14 protein-coding genes are annotated in these 21,309 nt (G+C 41.6%); 3 read left to right on the forward strand and 11 right to left on the reverse strand.

Translation table 11 applies throughout. The features are described 5' to 3' along the window. Positions 1–36: 36 nt before the first annotated feature. The 3 genes from radA (at position 37) to G3567_RS00810 (ending at position 5,433) form a co-directional block, all read left to right on the forward strand. The gene (gene radA / locus G3567_RS00800; protein ID WP_164003272.1) at positions 37–1,398 is read left to right on the forward strand and encodes a DNA repair protein RadA; all 1,362 of its coding nucleotides are present in this window, start codon (positions 37–39) and stop codon (positions 1,396–1,398) included. A 236-nt stretch (positions 1,399–1,634) separates the two neighbouring features. Beyond that, positions 1,635–5,042, forward strand: a complete 3,408-nt coding sequence (gene ileS / locus G3567_RS00805; RefSeq protein WP_164003273.1) for an isoleucine--tRNA ligase — start codon at positions 1,635–1,637, stop codon at positions 5,040–5,042. 1 nt (position 5,043) lies between these two features. Continuing rightward, complete coding sequence (locus tag G3567_RS00810; protein ID WP_164003274.1) at positions 5,044–5,433, forward strand: TraR/DksA family transcriptional regulator; 390 nt, start codon at positions 5,044–5,046, stop codon at positions 5,431–5,433. A gap of 111 nt (positions 5,434–5,544) precedes the next feature. Here G3567_RS00810 and G3567_RS00815 read toward each other — a convergent pair whose 3' ends face one another. The 11 genes from G3567_RS00815 to G3567_RS00865 form a co-directional block, all read right to left on the reverse strand. Beyond that, a complete protein-coding gene (locus G3567_RS00815; RefSeq protein WP_164003275.1) occupies positions 5,545–6,012 on the reverse strand; it encodes a CYTH domain-containing protein in 468 nt (155 codons plus the stop codon). Then, entirely contained in the window at positions 6,013–6,408 is a 396-nt protein-coding gene (locus G3567_RS00820) for an HIT family protein (RefSeq protein ID WP_164003276.1), read from the reverse strand. Between the two features lie 11 nt (positions 6,409–6,419). After that, complete coding sequence (locus G3567_RS00825; RefSeq protein ID WP_164003277.1) at positions 6,420–8,222, reverse strand: GNAT family N-acyltransferase; 1,803 nt, start codon at positions 8,220–8,222, stop codon at positions 6,420–6,422. An 89-nt stretch (positions 8,223–8,311) separates the two neighbouring features. Continuing rightward, positions 8,312–8,737: a large-conductance mechanosensitive channel protein MscL gene (gene mscL / locus G3567_RS00830; protein ID WP_164003278.1), complete on the reverse strand. Its 426-nt coding sequence runs from the start codon at positions 8,735–8,737 to the stop codon at positions 8,312–8,314. Positions 8,738–8,859: 122 nt separating this feature from the next. Beyond that, complete coding sequence (locus G3567_RS00835; RefSeq protein ID WP_235923416.1) at positions 8,860–9,888, reverse strand: LacI family DNA-binding transcriptional regulator; 1,029 nt, start codon at positions 9,886–9,888, stop codon at positions 8,860–8,862. Positions 9,889–9,913: 25 nt separating this feature from the next. Beyond that, entirely contained in the window at positions 9,914–11,296 is a 1,383-nt protein-coding gene (locus tag G3567_RS00840; protein WP_164003279.1) for a T9SS type A sorting domain-containing protein, read from the reverse strand. Between the two features lie 159 nt (positions 11,297–11,455). Continuing rightward, on the reverse strand, positions 11,456–12,373 hold the full coding sequence (locus tag G3567_RS00845) for a glycoside hydrolase family 17 protein (protein WP_164003280.1): 918 nt from the start codon (positions 12,371–12,373) through the stop codon (positions 11,456–11,458). Positions 12,374–12,376: 3 nt separating this feature from the next. After that, on the reverse strand, positions 12,377–14,944 hold the full coding sequence (locus G3567_RS00850) for an MFS transporter (RefSeq protein WP_164003281.1): 2,568 nt from the start codon (positions 14,942–14,944) through the stop codon (positions 12,377–12,379). 11 nt (positions 14,945–14,955) lie between these two features. Then, positions 14,956–16,410, reverse strand: coding sequence for a glycoside hydrolase family 30 protein (locus tag G3567_RS00855; RefSeq protein ID WP_235923417.1), 1,455 nt, complete (start codon positions 16,408–16,410; stop codon positions 14,956–14,958). Between the two features lie 65 nt (positions 16,411–16,475). After that, complete coding sequence (locus tag G3567_RS00860; RefSeq protein WP_164003283.1) at positions 16,476–17,759, reverse strand: glycosyl hydrolase family 17 protein; 1,284 nt, start codon at positions 17,757–17,759, stop codon at positions 16,476–16,478. 6 nt (positions 17,760–17,765) lie between these two features. Further along, positions 17,766–21,218, reverse strand: a complete 3,453-nt coding sequence (locus G3567_RS00865) for a hypothetical protein (protein ID WP_164003284.1) — start codon at positions 21,216–21,218, stop codon at positions 17,766–17,768. Between the last annotated feature and the right edge of the window lie 91 nt (positions 21,219–21,309).

A 21,309-nucleotide genomic window follows, 5' to 3' on the forward strand; every position in this document is an offset into this window, starting at 1 on the left:
TCAAAGAAAATCATTCAGACACAAAAATCTCCTCGCATGGCCAAAACCAAAACAACTTTTTTCTGCCAGAACTGTGGTGCGCAGCACGCCAAATGGCAAGGCCAGTGCAATGCCTGCAAGGAATGGAATACCCTGGTGGAAGAGGTTATTGATACCAAACCCGAAAAGACCTGGAAGCCTGCCAGTTCTGCTGCTCCAAAACGCATCTCCAAACCTCAGCGCATCAATGACATCAAGATTGGAAAAGAGATCAGAATCCCTACTTCCAATCAGGAATTCAACCGTGTTCTGGGAGGCGGCATCGTCCCTGGCAGCATCACTTTGCTTGGCGGAGAACCCGGTGTCGGGAAGAGTACGTTGCTGCTTCAGTTGTCCCTGAGTTTTAGCCAAAAAGTGCTTTACGTTTCAGGTGAGGAAAGTCAGCAGCAAATCAAAATGCGGGCAGAACGCATTCAGAATGAAGAATCCAATTGCTACATTCTTTCGGAAACCAAGACCCAGCTCATCTTTACGCAAATCGAGGCTCTGGAACCCGAAATCTTAATCATAGATTCCATACAAACCCTGCACACCGACTACGTCGAAAGTTCTCCGGGAAGTGTTTCGCAGATTCGGGAATGTACCGCGGAGCTTATCAAATACGCCAAAGAAACCAACGTGCCGATCATACTTATCGGGCACATCAATAAGGAAGGCAGCATTGCCGGGCCCAAGGTGCTGGAGCATATGGTGGACACCGTTCTTCAGTTTGAAGGCGACAAGAATTACGCCTACAGAATCCTGAGAGCCCACAAAAACAGATTTGGTTCCACACACGAGCTTGGAATTTACGAGATGCAGGCAGGCGGTTTGGTGGAGGTTTCCAACCCGTCGGATTTGCTTATTTCCAAAACCGACACCCACTTAAGCGGTACGGCTATCGCAGCCACTTTGGAAGGCATGCGCCCGATGATGATCGAGATCCAGGCTTTGGTGAGTTCTGCCGTTTACGGAACTCCTCAGCGTTCGGCCACAGGCTATAACCTCAAACGACTCAATATGGTTCTGGCTGTTTTAGAAAAAAGAGCCGGCTTCCGCCTGGGCGCCAAAGACGTTTTTCTCAACATCACAGGGGGCATCAGCATAGACGATCCTGCCATAGATTTGGCGGTGGTGGCGGCGATTCTATCGTCCAGCGAAGACGTCTCCATTTCCAAAGACATTTGCTTTGCTGCAGAAGTTGGGCTGGCGGGCGAAATTCGTCCGGTAACCCGGGTAGAGCAGCGTGTGATGGAAGCCGAAAAACTGGGCTTTGCCTCAATCCTCATCTCCAAGCAAAGCAAATTACCACGCAGTGATTATAAAATCAATGTGATTCGCGTCGCCAAAATTGAAGATGTGGTGGACACGCTTTTTTAGGGTTTAAACTGAATTTGCCTGTGTTGACTTTGAGGTTTAACGATACATTGCTTTAGGTTATGAGTTCGCTTAATGCGCAGGGGCTGGCTACATGATAAAAACTGAAGGTGTATCGAAACCCCTTGCTTAGCGAACATACTAAAGTTTAACGCTAACTTCATTTCAGATTTTCCCAAGACTTGGGGTCAATTTGGATAAAATCCCTATTTTTGCAAAACATTTGAAAAAAAGCAAAAATGAGCAAGAAATTTCCTGAGTATAAAGGACTTGACCTCCCGAAAGTCGCAGAAGACATTACGAGTTTTTGGGATGAAAATGCCATTTTCGATAAAAGCATGGACGAGCGCGAAGGCGCAGAGCCTTTCATTTTCTTCGAAGGTCCTCCATCTGCCAATGGCATGCCTGGTATTCACCATGTCATGGCCAGAAGCATCAAGGATATTTTTTGCCGCTACAAAACTCAAAAGGGATTTCAGGTTAAGCGAAAAGCGGGCTGGGACACTCACGGCCTTCCCGTGGAGCTCAAAGTGGAGAAAGAGCTTGGAATTTCCAAAGAAGACATCGGTACCAAAATTTCAATTGAAGACTACAACAACGCCTGCAAAGAAGCCGTCATGCGGTACACCGATGTATGGAACGACCTGACCAAAAAAATTGGCTACTGGGTGGATATGGAAGATCCCTACATCACCTACAAATCCAAATATATGGAAACCGTCTGGTGGCTGCTTTCCGAAATTTATAAAAAAGGCCTGATCTATAAAGGCTATACCATTCAGCCTTATTCACCAAAAGCAGGAACAGGTCTGAGTTCACACGAGCTCAACCAGCCCGGGACCTATCAGGATGTCTCAGACACGACAGTGACCGCTCAGTTTAAAGCCATCAAAGAGACCTTACCAGAATCCCTTCAGAAGGTGGAGGGTGATATTTTTTTCCTGGCCTGGACCACCACGCCCTGGACCCTGCCGAGTAATACAGCCCTTACCATTGGTAAGAAAATTGACTACGTACTGGTAAAAACTTATAACCAGTACACCTTTGAACCCGGTAATATCATTGCTGCTAAAGCATTAATTCCTTCACTTTTCAAAAAGAAATTTGTAAAGGTGGAGTCGGAAGAAGAACTAAAAAACTACACAGAAGGAGACAAGAAAATACCTTACTACATCGATCAGTCTTTCAAAGGAGAAAGCCTCATCGAAGCTCGATACGAACAACTGATGAAGTTTGCTCTCCCCTACCATTCTCCGAAAAATGCCTTTAGAGTGATTGCCGGAGATTTTGTCACGACAGAGGACGGTACAGGGATCGTGCATACCGCGCCAACCTTTGGTGCAGATGATGCCATGGTTTGTAAGCAGGCCCAGCCCGAAGTTCCCGGGCTTCTGGTCAAAGATGACAATGACAACCTGGTGCCTTTGGTCGATCTTAAAGGAAGATTCCGTAAAGAAGCTGGTCACCTGGCTGGCAAGTATGTCAAAAATGAATACTACGAAGATGGCGAAGCCCCTGAGAAATCTGTCGATGTGGAAATCGCTATTCAGCTCAAAGAAGAAAACAGAGCCTTTTTGGTTGAAAAATACGTCCACTCCTATCCCAATTGCTGGAGAACCGATAAGCCTATTTTATATTATCCCCTGGATTCCTGGTTTATAAAAGTGACCGAGTTCAAGGATAGAATGCACGAACTCAACAAGTCCATCAACTGGAAACCAGCAGCAACAGGAGAGGGCCGTTTTGGAAACTGGCTTGCCAATGCCAACGACTGGAATTTATCCAGATCGCGCTACTGGGGAATCCCTCTGCCTATCTGGAGAACCGAAGATGGCAAAGAAGAAATCATTATAGGGTCTGTCAAAGAGCTAAAAGCAGAAATCCAAAAAGCCCTAAACGCCGGGGTTATGGATGAAGATCCCTTTGCCGGTTTCGAAGTAGATAACCTCAGCGAAGAAAACTATGAGAAAGTAGACTTACATAAAAACACAGTCGATCAAATCACCCTGGTATCGTCTTCAGGACAACCTATGAAACGTGAAGCCGATTTGATAGATGTATGGTTTGATTCCGGATCCATGCCTTATGCGCAGTGGCACTATCCTTTCGAAAACAAAGAAAAAGTGGAAGATACCTGGAGGTCTGCAGACTTTATCGCAGAAGGTGTCGACCAGACCAGAGGCTGGTTCTACACTTTGCATGCCATTGCCACCATGATATTTGATGATGTGGCTTATAAAAATGTGGTTTCCAACGGCCTGGTTTTAGATAAAAACGGACAGAAAATGTCCAAACGTTTGGGCAATGCCGCAGACCCGTTTATCACCCTGGACACTTACGGCCCGGATGCCACCCGCTGGTACATGATATCCAATGCCAACCCCTGGGACAACCTGAAATTTGATCTGGAAGGCATTGGCGAAGTACAGCGAAAGTTCTTCGGCACGCTTTATAATACCTATTCCTTCTTTTCGATGTATGCCAACCTGGATCAGTTTCAGTACAAAGAACAGGACATCGATAGCCAAGAACGACCTGAAATTGACCGCTGGATTCTTTCAGAACTGAATACCCTGATCCAAACCGTAGATGAATTTTACGCCAACTACGAACCGACCAAGGCGACGCGGGCTATTTCAGAATTTGTCCAGGAAAACATGAGTAACTGGTATGTGCGTTTAAGCCGAAGACGCTTCTGGAAAGGGGATTACAAAACCGATAAAATATCAGCTTATCAGACCCTGTTTACCTGTTTAAAAACCATTGCGCAGCTTTCTGCACCTGTAGCACCCTTCTTCTCAGACCGACTCTACAAAGATTTAACATCGACTAGTGTGGGGAATCATAAAGAGAGTGTTCATTTGGCCGATTTTCCTAAGCAAACTCCTGAGTTGATCGACAAAGATCTGGAACATAAAATGCAGATGGCACAAAATATATCCTCTTTGGCTTTATCCTTGAGAAAAAAGGAAATGATTAAAGTGAGACAGCCTTTGGAACGTATTATGATCCCGGTTTTGGACCCGGCAGTTAAAGAAAAAATAGCTGAAGTTTCAGACCTGATCAAGTCAGAAATCAATGTCAAGACGATTGAATTCATCGATGATACGTCTGGTATTTTGGTGAAGGATATCAAGCCTAATTTCAAAGTCTTAGGGCCGCGTTTCGGAAAAGACATGAAGCATGTCGCTCAGGCAATTCAGCATATGGACGCCAAAGACATTGCTGAATTGGAAAAAAATAAGCATATTGAGCTAAAGGTGAACGATGAACCCACGCAAATCAATCTTGAAGACGTCGAGATTCTTTCTCAGGATATTGAAGGCTGGCTGGTAGCCAGTGGAAATGGACTCACGGTAGCTTTAGATGTTACGCTCAACGAAGATTTAGTGAACGAAGGCATAGCCAGAGAACTGGTCAACAGAATTCAGAATCTGAGAAAAGACTCCGGTCTTGAAGTCACAGACCGCATCGATATTCAGCTTCAGGAAAACGGAAAACTTTCCGAGGCTGTGCATCAAAACTTAGAGTATATAAAAACAGAAACACTAACGAATACTATAAATTTAACCCCAAACGTAAAAGACGGTTTACAGATAGAATTTGATGATATCCAGACCGTTTTAGCAATTGAAAAACTAACTTAAAATGGCAGAACAAACTACAAATAAAGAGCGCTATTCTGATCAAGATCTTGCAGAATTCAAAAAGTTGATTCTGGAGAAAATCGAGAAAGCGAAGAAGCAGCTCCAAACTTACGAAGACGCTTACAAAAATGGCAGTAGCAACGATACAGAAGACACCGCGCCTACGTTTAAATCTTTTGATGATGGCAGCAATACCTTGAGTAAAGAAGCCAATTCACAACTGGCGATTAGGCAAGGTAAATTTATCCGTGACCTTCAAAATGCTTTGATTCGCATCGAAAATAAGACCTACGGTATTTGCCGTGAAACCGGAAAATTGATTCGTAAGGAACGATTGGTTCTGGTACCGCATGCTACCTTAAGTATTGAAGCGAAAAACAACCAAAAGTAAAATTAGAAGCCTGTTTCAAAACCAGTCTTCTTGTCATTCTGAACCTGCCTGACTTTATTTTTCAGGCAGGTTTAAGGTGACAATTTATAAGATTTGAAACAGTTCTTTTATTTACCACTCTGAGTAAGGATGCTTAGAAAGCATGGAATTGTAATACTTAGCATCACCTGTCACCTCTTCTCCCAGCCACTCCGGTTTTTGGAAAGTTTCGTCTTCAGAGGACAATTCAACCTCAGCGACGATGAGGCCTTCGTTTTTACCGTAAAACTCGTCGACTTCAAATACGTGAGGATCTGCATTCAGATAGTAACGTGTTTTTTCTATGTGCCCGGGTTCACAAAGCTCAAGTAAGGCTTTGGCTTCTCCCTTAGGGATTTCCCGTTCCCATTCAAATCTCGAAAGTCCGGAATCTGAACTCTGACCTTTTATCGTAAGAAATCCTTTGTCATCGGTGATGCGAATCCTAACCGTTCGGGATTTATTCGAGTTTAGAAATCCCTGAGCAATAAAGCTGGTTTTGAAGGCTTCTTTTTTAAAAGCGTCAGAACTGACTAAAAATTTACGTTCGATTTCCAGCATTTATAACCTTACATTTTCGCTTATCGATTTGGCAATAGACTTCAACTCGTCTTCAGAAAAAGAATCTTTCTTCTCAAAACGCATATCGTCCATGGTATTTATAGGAATCAGGTGAACATGCACATGCGGCACTTCCAGACCAACAACAGACATGCCTACGCGCTTACAGTCGATAGCAGACTCCAGTGCATGAGCTACTTTTTTTGAAAATGCCATCAAATCCAAATAGGTTTGATCATCCAGGTCGAATATCTTATTGACTTCCTTCTTCGGAATGCATAGCGTGTGGCCTTTGGCATTGGGGTTGATATCCAAAAACGCCAAAAATTCATCGGTTTCCGCTACTTTATGCGCAGGGACTTCTCCTGAAATAATTTTTGAAAAAATAGTTGACATAAGGAATGGGTTTAATTTTTAATCTGTTTCTCTAATTCTGCCTGAAATTCTTCCATCACAGGTTTTACGGTGCTTTCCGGAATGTCTTCTATGCGAATGTACATCAACCCATCTACCGAGTTGTTGAAAAGCGGATCCACGTTGAAAGCGACCACTTTCGCATTTTGTTTGATGTATTTTTTAATCAGCACAGGAAGCCTCAGGTTTCCAGGCTCTATTTCATCAATGATTTTATCGAATTTAGACAAGTCAGCTTTAGCAGAATCGAAGATAAAATCCTTATCAACATCCTTAAGTTTGACTTTAAATTCTTTTTTAGGCCTGACGTACTGAGCCATATACGGGTCGTAATAATTCGATTTCATAAATTCAATCATCATCGATTTAGAAAATTTCGAAAACTTGTTACTGATGCTGACACCCCCAATCAGGTATTTATGCTCCGGATACCTCAGGGTACAATGTACAATCCCTTTCCAGAGTAAAAACAAGGGCATGGGTTTTTGCTGATACTCGGCGATGATAAAAGCTCTGCCCATTTCTATGGATTCGCTCATGATTTTATAAAGCTCCGGTTCGAAGCGGAACAACTCGTTGAGGTAAAATCCATCAATGCCATACTTCTCATAAATCTGACTACCCAGACCCATCCTATAAGCTCCGACCAGTTTTTTGGCCTGGTGATCCCATAAAAACATGTGCTGATAATAGTCATCATATTTATCTAAATCTAAAGACTTATTGGTGCCTTCGCCCACCGTTCTGAAGGTGATTTCCCGAAGCCTTCCAATTTCCAAAACTATGTTGGGGATATCTTTACGCTCCGCAATAAAGACTTCGTAGTTATTACTCACGAGAAGCCTTCGGGATTGATCCCTGCAGTTTTGTACCTCTCTTGCCAGAGCTTCACAATCGATTTCATCGGCGATGGACTTAGGAGGCCGCTTCAGAGGAAATTTAATTTGCTTGGGTATATTTTCAAGCAGATTCCTTTTTTCGTAGGAGTTCGCCAGAAAATAGGTTTTCTGTCTCAGGAAATTAGAATAGGCTGTGAGGTCTTCAAAAGCATTTTGATCCTGAACTGAAATCGAATTTCCAATTCTTACGCGAATAGGTCTGTGGCTTTGTTTGAGCATTTCACCGGGAAGCTTAGCGGTTCTTAAATTATCATTCAACTTGGCTAAACGGTAAAAAGAAGCTGAATTTTTAGCATGAAAGTAAACAGGAATGACAGGAACCTGTACCTTTTTAATCAATCGCATCGCTTCGCCGGACCATGGCTTATCCACCACCTTACGCTCCTCCAGATGCGTGGATACTTCACCCGCAGGAAAAACGCCAAAAGGACTCCCTGACTGGATATGGGACAAGGCCTGTTTAATCCCTGACACACTGGATTTGGCATCTTTTCTGGTTTCAAAAGGATTGACCGGCATCACATAAGGCTGCAGCGGCACTAAGCGATGCAGCAAAAAATTGGCCACCACTTTATAATCCGGTCGCTGTTCCAGCAGTAATTTGAGTAAAATAAGACCATCTACAGCACCCAGCGGATGGTTGGAAATGGTGACAAAAGGACCTGTTTTCGGAACGCGTTTCAGGTCTTTTTCGGGAATTTCAAACTGAATATCGAGATGAAGCAAGACTGCGTCTATAAATTCAACACCCTCCAGATGCGCATACTGATCATAAATATCATTCAACTCCGAAATGCGTGTGGCCTGCATGATGAAACTACTCATCACATTACCCAAAATTCCAAACTTGGAAAAGTTGAGTCCCCTGGCAATTTCAGCAGCAGTAACAAATCCCATATCAATTTTATTTAGACAGTAAATATACTAAAGTTTGGGATTTTGTTTAGGATTGTGTGATCCGGAAACGCTTTAAATAAGGCTGTAATTTAAGTCCTCTTCTGCTCTTTGAGCAAATCCCGAATCTCAGCTAATAACTCAATATCTTTTGGCGTAGCCACTTTGGGATTTTTTTCATCTTCTGATTTGGTTCTTAGACGATTTAAGCCTTTAATCACCAGAAAAATACAGACTGCGATAATTAGAAAATCTATACCCGTTTGAATAAAATTACCGTAAGTCAATTCTATGGCTGGCTGGATAATTACTCCCTCTTGTTCAACTTCATTTTTAAGAACGATTTTCAGGGCTTTGAAATTGACATTACCCAAAATGGACCCCAGTAAGGGCATAAACAGGTCATTGACTAAAGAAGTGACAATTTTGCTAAAAGCTGTACCAATAACGATACCTATAGCCATATCGAACATATTGCCCTTAATGGCAAATTCTTTAAATTCTTTGATGATTTTCATTCTAACTTAAATTTGGGCTTAAAACGAGTATGGTTTAAGAGGCTTAAAGCTAATTTTGCCAATTTTCACTAAGTGACGCTAAGGCTGATAACTAAACTATGCAAAAATTCAATACTTGCAGATTAAGCAATATGAATTTCAAACGGCATATCGAATGTTTTTGGTTTTCCTTTGGAGTCTTTGGATTCTAAGCGGCTAATCAGCATTTCGGCGGCTTTTTCACCGATTTTCATCGCTTTTTGATCGATATAATTGAGCTTGGGATAACTTAATAAGGCATTTTTTTCGTCTGAAAATCCTATAAGCATGATGTCATCTGTCAGTTCCGGCTTTTCGGATTTCACGATGCTCTGAAACATCAACGAGGAAGTATTGTCTGCAGAAATAACCGCATCAAATTCATTTAAGGCTAAAAAGCCATTGATTAAACTATGCGGCTGAGAGGATCCCGTAAGATCCAGTTCCAGATTCGTATCCGGCTCTATGCCATGATCTATCAGTGCTTGCTGATACCCCCCCTTTCTGAGCAAACCAATTGGCAGGTCTTCAATTGAACTCACAAAAGCGATTTTGGTTTTTTTCTTGGAAATCAGAATTCGTGTCGCATCGTACATCGCCTTTTGATCGTTGATCACTACTTTATCACATTCAATTTCAGAAGTGGTCCTGTCGAACAGCACAAGGCCTTTTTTATTGAGACTGATCTGATCTAAATGCACGAAATCTTCCCTGGAAAGGGTTTCTGTGGAAAGTGAAATAATAAACCCATCCACACGACCCTGCAGCATGAGTTCAACGCTTTTCGCTTCTTTTTTAAGCTGCTCGTGGCTCACACATATAATGGTGTCATAACCCTTTGTCGTTGCAAACTCTTCAATACCATGAAGGACTTTCGCGAAGAAAGGATTTAAAATGTCGGGAACAACTACACCAATGGTATTGGTTTTATTGACCTTAAGAGCCAGAGCGGTCTTATTGGGTCTGTAGTTGTACAGTTCTGCTGCTTCTTTTATTCTCTTCTTAGTATCTTCACCTATATCTTTAGCATCATGAAGTGCTTTGGAAACCGTAGAGACAGAAACATTGAGTTGTTTGGCAAGTTCTTTTAAAGTGACCATAAGAAAAAGCGTATGCTTGATTTTACCAAACATACGCTATTTTAATAAGTTAATAAATTTATTCCTTTATTAATTTAATCGTTTTGGTTTGATCAAATTCATTTGAAATTTTAGCTAAGTAAATTCCATTTGCTAAATCATTCGCATTGATCATAACTTCAGAAGCGTTCACTTCCATGTCTTTTACCAAACGTCCAGTGACATTGAAAATCTGGACTGTTTTGATGTTCTCTGTGGTCTTAATGGTCCAAACATCCTGAGTAGGGTTTGGATAAGACTTAAATTCAGCTTTGCTAAAGGAATCGTTGCTTAAAGATACATTGCTGTACAGATAAATATTGTCAACATAGGCTGAACCACCAATATTTGAGGTAATCAAAAATTGGGCAAATGCGCTTCTGTCAGCTCCATTAACAGGAGTAAAATCTGAAAGTGGAATATCTAAACTTAACCACTGACCTGGAGTTTGCTGATCAATTTCATTATTGTAATCGTAAGCATTAGTTTCTCCATTACCATTTTGGTGATTCGACCATTTTGGATTAAAAACCTTGTTTGTAAAATCCGCATCAATCCAATAGTCCATATGAAAATGAGTCATTTGAGAAGCATCAAACGCATTCGCGGAAAAATCAACTCCTAAAAATCCTCCAAACGTAATTTTCTTTGTAGCATTTCCTTCTACTAAAACATCTTCAATATCTGCAGAATCCCAATCTGCAGACCATGTTGTTACAGTAACATCTGCATATGCATCACTAAACAAAGATATAACATCGCTTGCAGGTACTGTTGGGGTTGGAGCTGCGCTAACAGGAGGATTAGCACATGGTGCACATGAACCTCCGCAGTCAACATCAGTCTCATCACCATCCTGTACCCCGTTGCTACACGTATCTACCACTGCATTTCCAGTAATGTTATCAACGTAAAACACACGACTGTCCTGTGTTCCAAAATTATTAGAGCTCGTATCCCAGTTGTAATAAATTACAAAAGCGCCATAAACTCCGTTAGCAGTAGTCGTGTTATCAAGTCCCTGATCAAAGGTAAATGTCAGGGTTTCCCAACCAGACCCGGTATGTGAAACTGAGGTCGTAGAATCCGGAGCACCATCTCCATTAATAACTTTTGGAGCTATCGTAATAGGAGTAGTTGAATAAACATCCATAGACATAGTCTTATCACTTGTTAATTCAACTTTATTCGCTGTAAAAAAAGAAATATTGACACCTTGCCAAACATTTCCTGCAGGATTTGAAGTAAGTACCGCAACATCCCCTCTTGTGCCTCCTGTTTCCGGGTCAGCTACAATTGAAGCAGAAGCGCTTCCAAAAGGTTCTCCTAATCCACCGTCTTCAAAATCCTGAATAACAGTTTGCTGAGAAAACCCAAATGTCGATATTAACAACATCATAAATAAAAATGTAATTTTTTTCATAGTTTTTATTTTTCGTTAATAATAAATTAGTAATTCATAAATATAACTTTAAAAATACAAAAACCTAACAATAATACCACTACAAAATTCATACAACATTATATTTTGATCAATCTGATAATGTATTGGTACTGTATGGGTTATAAGCTCAACCCCTTATCAGTACTTCAGTTTTTCCAGTTTGTCCCATATTCCCCAGTAAGCGCCAACTACGCCCTCAGCGCCAACTTTCCAGGATTCATCAAAGGATGAAAAATAAAAGCTTTCAATACCTGCCTTTTTACACCATAACTGGGTATTTATGAAGTACTTTAAGGCGTTTTCAGTAGAGGGTTCCGCTGCCCCTAAACTTTCTCCGGCGCTTGGCCAACCTGTTTCGGTAATAATTACTTTTTTACCTCTAGCCGCCTGTAAAGCCTGGCCATACATTTGCTGCATATGGGTCAATGCATAATCGTGATGACATTTCTCCCAGAACGGATAACAGTTAGATAGTATAACATCACACAAATCTGTAAGGTCCGGATGCACTGCAAATTCATAATAAGCATCCACATAACCTACCGGAATATGGGAAGGTATGGAACGCTTCACCTCTTCAATATGTTCTTTTAATTCTTCAAGGGGTATATCATTTCGATATAAAACTTCATTGCCAACAGCAGCAATATCCACCATACCCTCATTTGCCATTTTTATTAGTGCATCCAGTTCTTCTCTGTTCTTTTCTTTGTCGTCGCTAATCCATGCTCCTACCAATGTTTTAAGGCCGAGTTCTTTGGCTATTTTTGGAACAAATTCATTGCCTTCAATACAGGAAAACGAACGCACCCAGCTGACGTGTGGTTTTAAAATGTTCATACGTCGTCGAACCTGTATCTGGCTAATATGGTCCCCTGGTTTTTGCCCGTCTTCATACATGCTAAAGCAAATACCGTGAAATCCATCTTTCATAATGGATTTGAATAGCTCATTGAATTCCTTTTTCGACATCTCAGGAGCTATACCTGAGTGCTGTAGTGAAGCTAAAAATTGCTCCTGTTGCTCTGTTACCTGTTGTTCTTCTCTGTACGACATGATTTACTTGTATTTAAGTGTTTCGTTTTTATCCCATATTCCCCATCGCTGGCCAACATCCCCTTCATGACGTGTTTTCCAGGATTCATCAAAAGATGAGAAATAAAATAAGTCTATATGTTCCTGATTCGCCCAGTTATTGACATTGATGAAGTATTTCATCGCATTGAGCCGGGTAGGAATGGCTTTCCCGGTATTTTCTCCCTGGCCCGGCCAGCCTGTTTCAGCAATCATAACCGGTTTGCCTTTTGCTTTCGCTTTAACGAGTGAGTACATTTCCCGTAAATAAGAAGTTGCTAATTCGATTTCTGCACCTTCCCAGAACGGATAACAGTTGATTAAAATCACATCACAGGCCTCTATAAGCGACGAGCTTTCAGTAAATAGGGAATACGCATCGACATAACCCACCGGGATACCTGGAAGTGCTTTTTTGACGATTTCGATATAAGCTAAAAGTTCTTCTTCTGTAAGTTCTTCACGAAGAAGCACTTCGTTACCGACTACAGCAATATCTACATGCCCCGCCTTGCCAAGTTTAATCAATTCTTCAATTTCGGTTTGGTTCTGCTTTTTATCATCGCTAATCCAGGCACCAGCCATGGTTTTTAGACCAGCTCTTTTGGCGACCTGAGGGATATATTCGTTTCCTCCGGTACATGAAAAAGATCTTAACCAGTTGGTGTAAGGTTTAACGATATCAACCCGTCTTATGATTTGTTCTTCAGAGAGCACATCCTCTATATCCTGACCTTCTTCGTATGGACTAAAGCACAGACCATGCATGCCTTTATGGAGCGTATTCGAAAAAAGGCTGGTCATGTCATCCATGGATTTTGATGAGAAATCGATATCGTATTTAAAATCCGGAGCCATTTGTAAGGAAGTCAGTGAAAGCAGGTTCTGAGCATGATAAGAGGAGCTCGTTCGTTTTGGCAGTGCCTTTCTTTTCTTGAGTTCGGCCCCAATTTCTCTCACGCGTTTTTCATCTAAATCATAACGCCACATGACGATAAAAGCTACAGCTGCTGTTGAGACTGGCACAATGATATCTGCAATTCTTAGTCTGTTCATGGTTTCTAATGTCTGAGAAACCGCGCCTTCATCAAAACCTACTAAAGTCAATATCGCTCCACTCAATACCAAAGCTAGAGCCTGGCCAACTTTCACCATCCACCAGTAAATCGCCCCAAAGGTACCTTCTTTCCGAGGTAAACCATTCTCCAGTTCATCCAGATCACAGACATCTGCAGTCATACTCATCATTAAGGTAAATAATCCTCCTAAGCCAAAAGCCATAAAAGGAATAGGCAGAAACATTAACCAAGGAGCACCTTGACTCATATCCAGACTGAACCATGACATATTTATACTTTCTAAAAAAGGATTAAGGGTTTCGAAGACTGAAGCCACAAAGCTGTTTAAGCTCTGACCTATATTGGATTGATTGAACCTTGCATTTAAAGAATTGTCAAATCCCCACCATTTTAAAATATAGCCTAAAATTGAAATGACTGTGGAAATAAGAAAAGCATTTCGCTTTCCATACCTATTCGCAATTTTAGAAATAATAGGAATCACCAAAAAAGCAGTAAGTAAAGCTGTAATGGATGCAAACCAGGCAGGCCAGGTTTGAGCTTGTCCATAATCTCCATTATAAATATAAAATACAATGATGAAAAAGCTAAATGAGGCCACAATCTGAAATCCATTAAATACCAGGAATGTAGCACCACATAATTTCATGAAAGGCTTGCTTTGTGAGACTTCCTTAATTCCTTTAAATAAGTCTTTGAACGTGGATGACAAGGTTCTTAAGCTTATTTTCTTCCTATCTTTCATGTCACCTGCATCCATACCTTTACAGAAAAAAGCAGGTAAGATTCCTATAGCTGCACATGTTAATCCTACAAGTAAAGATAATTTACGAACACCTGTTGCCTGTAACTTTTCATCTGTCAACTTTTGTAACTCCTCTCCGGATAGTCCTAATTCTCCAATCATTCTTAACGTCTCCTCGCTTAATGGAAATACAGTAGGATCTGCAATAACGACCCAAAACCAGGGTACAAGCATCCAGGCAATTTGGCCAACAGTATTTGCAAATGCCATTAAACGGGTTCGTTCATTATAGTCTGGTGTCATTTCATACCCTAAGCCCACCAAAGGTGTAGCAAACATGGTGTTTCCTACTAAAAAGAATAAAGACATCATTAGGAAGTACCAAAAGTTGAACAATACAGAATTATCCTCACTTAACTGAAATAAAAGCGCAAACAATATTCCGCTTAAAATAGCACCAAAAAATATATAAGGTCTTCTTCTTCCCCATTTAGACTTTGTATTATCAGAAATAAAACCCATGATGGGATCTGTAAGAGCATCAAATATTCTTGGTATGCCACCTAACAAACCTGCTAAAAATGGATCCATTCCAAATGCTGTAACTAAAAAAAACATGAAAACAGCTAAAGCCCCTGGTAGTAAATTGAGAACAAAATGACCTGCTCCAAAAGCAGCTTTCTGGCCTATGGGTACTTTGTCTTGTGCTGGTGTTTTTATTTCAGACATGGAAAATAGATTTAATTTTTGAGTGTGATGGTTTGGATAGCCTGCGGACTAATGGATAGCCTTTTAACAGCTTCATCCAATTGAAGGTCAAATACTTTTTCCGCTTTAGACGGGTTGAATACAATGACTACATGACTTCCATCCGGATTGGTCGCAGCACTAACCTGTAAGTCCTTATCTGTAGATTCAAAAGCGATGCGTTTTGCCCCGGGTCTTATGTATTTACTGAAGTGCGCCATGGTATAATACAAAGGCGTAAAGTAAACTTCATCCTGATCGGGATCTACGATAACCGGTGCCACACACCAGTTTTCAAACCAGTTGGGACCGCCCTGACGGTTGAGTACCATATTCCAGTCTACCCAGCCATCTACCCAGTTGTTCATACAACCTATGATATCTCTGGCATAGCGATACACCGGGCGGTATTTGGGGTGCAGATGCTTCTGGTCTTCCGGCGCCCAGTCCCAGCCCCAGTCAGTAGCTTCTTTTTGCCAGTACCAGTCGTCATCCTGCCATTTAGGTACTTCCGCATCGACGCAAGCCTCGGTCTGGATCAGGTATTTATCAGGAGCTTTTTCATGTGCATACTGCAAGGCTTCAGGGAAAACTTTAAAGGTACTTTCATACCAGTGTATGGCTGTGCCATCGTAGTATTTAGCATTGGCCTCATTTTTATACATCACATCTACCCATTCCCTGATGCCCTCTCTGTTTTGATCGTAACCCAGGATTTTCAAGTCTCCTTTACCGTCTTTTTCAAGTTGAGGACCGAGGTAGTCTCTTACAAATTCGGTCATTTCTTCAGGTGTATAATGCATACTCTCCCAATTATTCCCGTTTCCGTGCGGTTCATTTTCAACCGTGAAGCCCCAGATATCGATGCCTTCAGCTTTGTAAGCATCGGCATATTTTGAAAAGAATAAGGCCCAGGTATCGTAATGTTCTCGTTTTAATTCTCCCCCTACCCAGGCGTTGTTGGTTTTCATCCAGGGCGGAGCCGTCCAGGGAGATGAAATGATATTAAACCCTTCTGTGGATGCTGCCATAGCGTCTTTGATCATCGGAATAATATCGCCTCTGTCTTCTTCAATACTGAAGTGCTTCAACAAGGTATCACCCTCCACTGGGGCATACGAATACTGATCAAGTGAAAAGTCACTTGAATTCATATGAGTCCGGGTTAAAGAATAGCGCGCACCACTATCTGCAAAATAAGCATCAATGATTTTTTGACGATTTTCTTTCCCTAACTGATTCAAAAGATAAGCGGAAGACTCCGTAAATGACCCCCCAAAGCCCGTAAAGGTTTGAAAAGTTTTTTTAGGGTTTAAACTGACTTTAGAGATAGTATCAGCAGCTGAGCTGAATGAATCGATTTGAGTGAGTTTATTTCCGCTCCTGGAGGTTTCAACCACTTCAACTTTTAAAGATTCTGCTTTCTGCACACAAGAACTAGCTAACATAAGTGATATTAAAGTGAGAGGTAGTAGTTTTAAACGTTTCATAACCAGTGATTTTCATGATTGATTTAATGGTTGACCGTAATTTCATTTTTTACCTGAGGCATTTGCACATCCAAAAGAAGATTGGTCAGTTTTCCGCCATACGTCTTGGTAATTTCATTTTTACCGCGTTTTAACCCTTCAAACCTGCCGTTATCTACCGCCTCCCATAGTGCATATTTAGCCTTCCCATCCACGCTAAATAAGCCGAAGAAATTTTCAGACCCTTTGGGGTTGTGCGCGTCTTTCCAGGGCTCATCAAAGGCTTCAAAATAGAAGCACTTGATTTTATGTTCTGTAGACCATTCGCGCATTTTGTGGTAGTACAAGGCTTGCTTGTATTCATCGGTGGCTCTGGAACCCGTTATCCCATAAAATCCGTCAGACGCACTTGCCCAGCCGGTTTCGCCAATGTGAATCGGCTTTTTAAGCCCTAGACTGTTCACATAACTGGCTACACTGTCGTACTGTGATACCGCATAACTCAAAGCGCGATTCATGACTTTATCGAGCTTTTCGATGTTGGTTAATTTGGTTTCTTTGGGCAGAATGCCCCAGAACACAGGATTATAATGGGTGTCATGCATCGGGTAAGTATGCACCGAAAGATAATCTACACTTTTGATAAGCTCCTCAAGTTCTGGCGTATGGTACTCGCTTTCTCCACCTCCCCAGGACGCAAAATTATCTGAGCTGGTGATCCATACATTTTTATCTAATCCTCCTTCTTTTTTGATGTTCTGCAGATGCTTAACCCATTTTAAAATAATATGGGGCTGAACAAAATAAGCCGAAGCCCATTTCACCATAGCCTCGTTACCTACAGCGATGATCTTGACAATGTCTGGATACCTATTGGCCAGCTCCACAGCCCGGTCAATTTCGGCAGCATTATGCACGCTCCCCTCGTTGTGGTTGAGCGGTAATTCTGTCCAGGCATTTTTACAATCTATCCAGGCCCCAAGCATAACGTACATTTCAAAATGGGCATCTTCTGCTTTCAACTCCTGTATTGCTTTTAAAATATTAGCCGCATGTGGCAAACGTACATTGTAGGTGCGTAAAACGCGGATATCCATAGCATGAAGGATTTTTAAATCCTCCTTGAGTTCCTTCAGCGCTGGTTGAGAATCGCGGGTTTTTTTACGGTAGCCACCGTACGAAATCGCAAGATAGTCTGGCTTATTTAATATTTCTTTAGCGGTCAAATTCCGTTTATTTTGCATTGATTTTTGCTCTTTTTTAGTTTGATTGCACGAAGCCAGAAAAATCAGGCATGCTATTAAAATGACTTGTATTAGTGGCTTCATGACCGTTTATTTTAAAATTGAATCGTCAAGCTGAACGTGGATCATTTTAATTTTTCCAGACCGGTCAAATACTTCCTGACTGATTTCTTTTGGTAACTGAAGCCCGTCGATTAGCTCTGAGCTGCCTTTGCTAGATTCAACCTCAATTTTATTATGCGTTGATTTTGTATAAATCACAGGCACCTGACAGAATGTGAATCCTAACGAATTCTTTTCCAGTTGAAGCTGATGTTTTACATTGGCCACATCGACGTATCTGAAGATATGCTTCTCATCCAGAAACTCTGTTTTTCTGAGTAAATGCGGCTTAAACTGAAGCCTTCCTTTTTTGATGCTCACTCCCAATTCACCAAATCGGCTTAAAATATCTTCTTTCACTTGTCCGGTCATCCCAGGCTGCTGTGCTCCTTTTCCCTGCGGCGTATGCGAATAGGGGTCGGTTGGGAATGCCCCGTAAAGCTTGGGAGACTTATGCACCCCAATCCCTTCGTTAATTTCGTAGTAATGTTCCAGCAGACGACCGGTAACTTCAGCTGAAGCCTGGGTGTTTATGGCTCGAATGCAGGTTTCTAAAACCGATAATTGCAGCTTTGATACCATATGCCAGTAAATAGAACCCAGACCTTCATAGCCGTAAAAGGTTCCTGAACGGCCGGTAAAGGATTTATGGTTAAAAACCTCTTCGTAGATCTTAAGAATCTTATCCAGCTCGTCTTTAGCTAAAGCTGCATAGTCTTCCTTCTCAAGATTTAGTAAAGCCTGCTTTAATTTCTTTCCGTTATTGAAATTGGCATTGAAATGATAATGTCCTTTAGCGTCTTTTTCAATGATTTTTCTGTTTCCGTCTTCAATCATGTTCTGAAGCAACACAGAGGAGTGTACCGAGGATTCGGGAATCGTATTTCGCTCCAAAAAGCCTTTCAGTTCTTTGTTCGGATACAATAGATAACTGTACTGGTCTGTTCGGAATAAGGCGCTTTGTTTTAAGGCATCCAGCAGACTCAAAGCCTGGTCAGAATTCAAATAGCCAGAACTTAACACGGCCACCTGGCCTTCCAGCATTTCCGAAAGATAATCGATGGAAACCCCTTCTGCCTCTACGGTCATTAAATTGTACGCGTGGTACAGGTTGTCGGTTCGCTTGTTAGCCTCAATCGCATGTTCCAGATATACCAGACTTGAACTTATAAAATCGCTAAGCTGGCCGGCTGAAACTTCGGTTTTGGTTCCTGAAAATCCAGAGGTGTAAATCTCTGCTCTGAACACACTCGCCGCCTCTCCCAGCTCATCCAGGATGTCTTTACGCTGGCGATCAGTAAATTTTCCCTGTGTTAAATCCTGGTAGGTCTTAAACGTAACCTGAATTTTGGTAAACATGGATACCAGTTCTTCTGAAATCTCGTAGCGTTCTGAAGCCTCAACCTCTTTAAGTACGGATTCAAAGAAAGCCAGAAAACGTCTGAGGTAAGATAAGGTTACCATGGAAACCCCGTTACCCACCAAAGCATTGTTGGCATCGTTCCATTCGGGACGCTGCGTATTCATCCAGATCCCGGCTTCCGGGATAAAATTGGAGAGCTTTGCCAAAGCAGTAGCCAGTATTTTTTCAATGAAACTGACATGAATAATGTTACCGTTTCCATCTCGTCGCAATGCGCCGTCTGCACCGATTTCATTTCGTTTCTTACGTATTTTACTATCGGCTTTATGATCGAATTCTATCGTGTCCTTAGGATCGTTTAAGATGTCCTGATGGGACTTGATTTTGTAAGGAACATTGGCGTATACAAATTCAGCTTTATTGAACAGTCCAGCTAAATTATTGGGCTTGTAATCTTCGTAAAATTCTAAAAACTTGAGCAGGTAGATAATCTGATGGTCTCCCCAATACCCGATATACGACCAGGGATCGTCCGGCTCTATGGTTTCCCAGTCAAAACCGTCTTTGGTAACGCGGTAAGGATTATACCCGTCAAACGTACTGGCGTTTAAAAATTTATAGATCATGCTTTCTATAAACTCAGGATAGGAGTGCGCAAGACTTTCCCAGTTCTGGAAAATATCCCGCCAGTTTCCTTCGTAATCCAGAATTTTATGACCCTCATCGTCCTTTGTATTGATCGAAAATTGATTCCAGGGTCTGCTCGGGTCACCGTGTCTCCGGCTAAATTTCAAGGGTAAATATTCCAGGGCTAAACGTTTAAAATCTTTATCCGCTTTCGCTTTGGCCAAAGCTTTCAGGTCGCTCAAAGAAAAAAGCTCTGGTAAAGACCTGATATCGGCTGCAAATTTTTCGGCCAAAGGCTTATTGGCTTTCTGCAGGTATGCTTTAAAATCCCAGCGCTCAATCTGGTAATTATTATCAAATATCCCACCACGCATGATGTTGAACATGGTATTGGAATAGTGTCGTATATCTCTTAGGTTGTCATTCGAACGTTGTAAACCATCTGCTGCACCATTCAGTTGAATTAATTTTTCAGTACCCATTTGGATATCTTTTTCAATGAGAGGCAAGAGGTTGTCTTTTTGTAAGTCTTGCTGAAGTTTAACCACCGACGCATGATTGTAATTCACATCGGCAATGATGTGCCAGGACTTGTCAGCTTCCGCCTCCAGCTGAAGGGTGTCGTGAATAAAATAAGCTCCTTTTTCAGCTTTGACATCGGTTTCTTCAGTGAGGGCTTTTCCCGATCTAAAGTTTTCGAGCTGTAAGGAAGAAAGTAAACGGGTGGGGTTTTCAACACCCAGAGCCCAAACCACATTGGCTTTCAAAGCTTCGCTAGGTTCAGCTTTATCGACAGGAACAGCGCTAAGGGCGAAAATGCCCAGACCTGTTTCTTTATCGAGTTCACTGCGTTTGTAGGCATCTACTAAGTTACTGCTTTGGTTTTGCAGATCGCTCACTACCCCGGCAGGCAACACATTTTGAAGTCCGTCTAAAACTTCAACCTTTACCGGATTAGCATCCAGGTTAGACAACTGAGCTTCTTTTACAAACCCAAAGCGATCACTTGTGGACCAGCGGTAGGTGAATTTGAGTTTTAAGCTATGATTGATTTCTTCAAAGATCAATTTATCGCCATAAATATTCTTATAGATGTTCCTGGTGATTTCATACTGCTCAACAAAGCGATTTGAAAAAGGCTCCCAGTAGTTGATCTGATCTACAGAATGGATTTTAACTATGGTTTTACTGCCGGTATAGTGAGCAGATTCGGTAATTTTATCGTCTGTGTAATAAGGAAAAAGGGCATATTCAGCATTGCGTCGACCCGCGGTTAAACCTCCGTTACTAGAAATAAACATCCAGTGATTAGAATCACTCACAATACTCATGAAAAACGGCCTCAAAGCGTCATTATTGGTGATTTTCAGGAATTTTTCACCCTTTAACCTTACCTGTTCTAAGTCACTCGTTTTTAACGTCTGATTGTCAATAATCTGGTTTTTGTTCATCAATTTAAAATTTGTTTTTCGTTCAGTTTTATATCTACAAAAGCGGTAAGGTTTTAGCATACCGCTTTCGCAATCTTTATGTTGAGTTAAG

It is taken from the genome of Psychroflexus aurantiacus, from assembly GCF_010820555.1.
In the GTDB taxonomy this organism is placed as follows: domain Bacteria; phylum Bacteroidota; class Bacteroidia; order Flavobacteriales; family Flavobacteriaceae; genus Psychroflexus; species Psychroflexus aurantiacus.

Bases quoted from the DNA above. Each gene is read 5' to 3' on its own strand.
- radA (WP_164003272.1), top strand. From the start codon at position 37: ATGGCCAAAACCAAAACAACTTTTTTCTGCCAGAACTGTGGTGCGCAG.
- ileS (WP_164003273.1), top strand. From the start codon at position 1,635: ATGAGCAAGAAATTTCCTGAGTATAAAGGACTTGACCTCCCGAAAGTC.
- G3567_RS00810 (WP_164003274.1), top strand. From the start codon at position 5,044: ATGGCAGAACAAACTACAAATAAAGAGCGCTATTCTGATCAAGATCTT.
- G3567_RS00815 (WP_164003275.1), bottom strand. From the start codon at position 6,012: ATGCTGGAAATCGAACGTAAATTTTTAGTCAGTTCTGACGCTTTTAAA.
- G3567_RS00820 (WP_164003276.1), bottom strand. From the start codon at position 6,408: ATGTCAACTATTTTTTCAAAAATTATTTCAGGAGAAGTCCCTGCGCAT.
- G3567_RS00825 (WP_164003277.1), bottom strand. From the start codon at position 8,222: ATGGGATTTGTTACTGCTGCTGAAATTGCCAGGGGACTCAACTTTTCC.
- mscL (WP_164003278.1), bottom strand. From the start codon at position 8,737: ATGAAAATCATCAAAGAATTTAAAGAATTTGCCATTAAGGGCAATATG.
- G3567_RS00835 (WP_235923416.1), bottom strand. From the start codon at position 9,888: ATGTTTGGTAAAATCAAGCATACGCTTTTTCTTATGGTCACTTTAAAA.
- G3567_RS00840 (WP_164003279.1), bottom strand. From the start codon at position 11,296: ATGAAAAAAATTACATTTTTATTTATGATGTTGTTAATATCGACATTT.
- G3567_RS00845 (WP_164003280.1), bottom strand. From the start codon at position 12,373: ATGTCGTACAGAGAAGAACAACAGGTAACAGAGCAACAGGAGCAATTT.
- G3567_RS00850 (WP_164003281.1), bottom strand. From the start codon at position 14,944: ATGTCTGAAATAAAAACACCAGCACAAGACAAAGTACCCATAGGCCAG.
- G3567_RS00855 (WP_235923417.1), bottom strand. From the start codon at position 16,410: ATGTTAGCTAGTTCTTGTGTGCAGAAAGCAGAATCTTTAAAAGTTGAA.
- G3567_RS00860 (WP_164003283.1), bottom strand. From the start codon at position 17,759: ATGAAGCCACTAATACAAGTCATTTTAATAGCATGCCTGATTTTTCTG.
- G3567_RS00865 (WP_164003284.1), bottom strand. From the start codon at position 21,218: ATGAACAAAAACCAGATTATTGACAATCAGACGTTAAAAACGAGTGAC.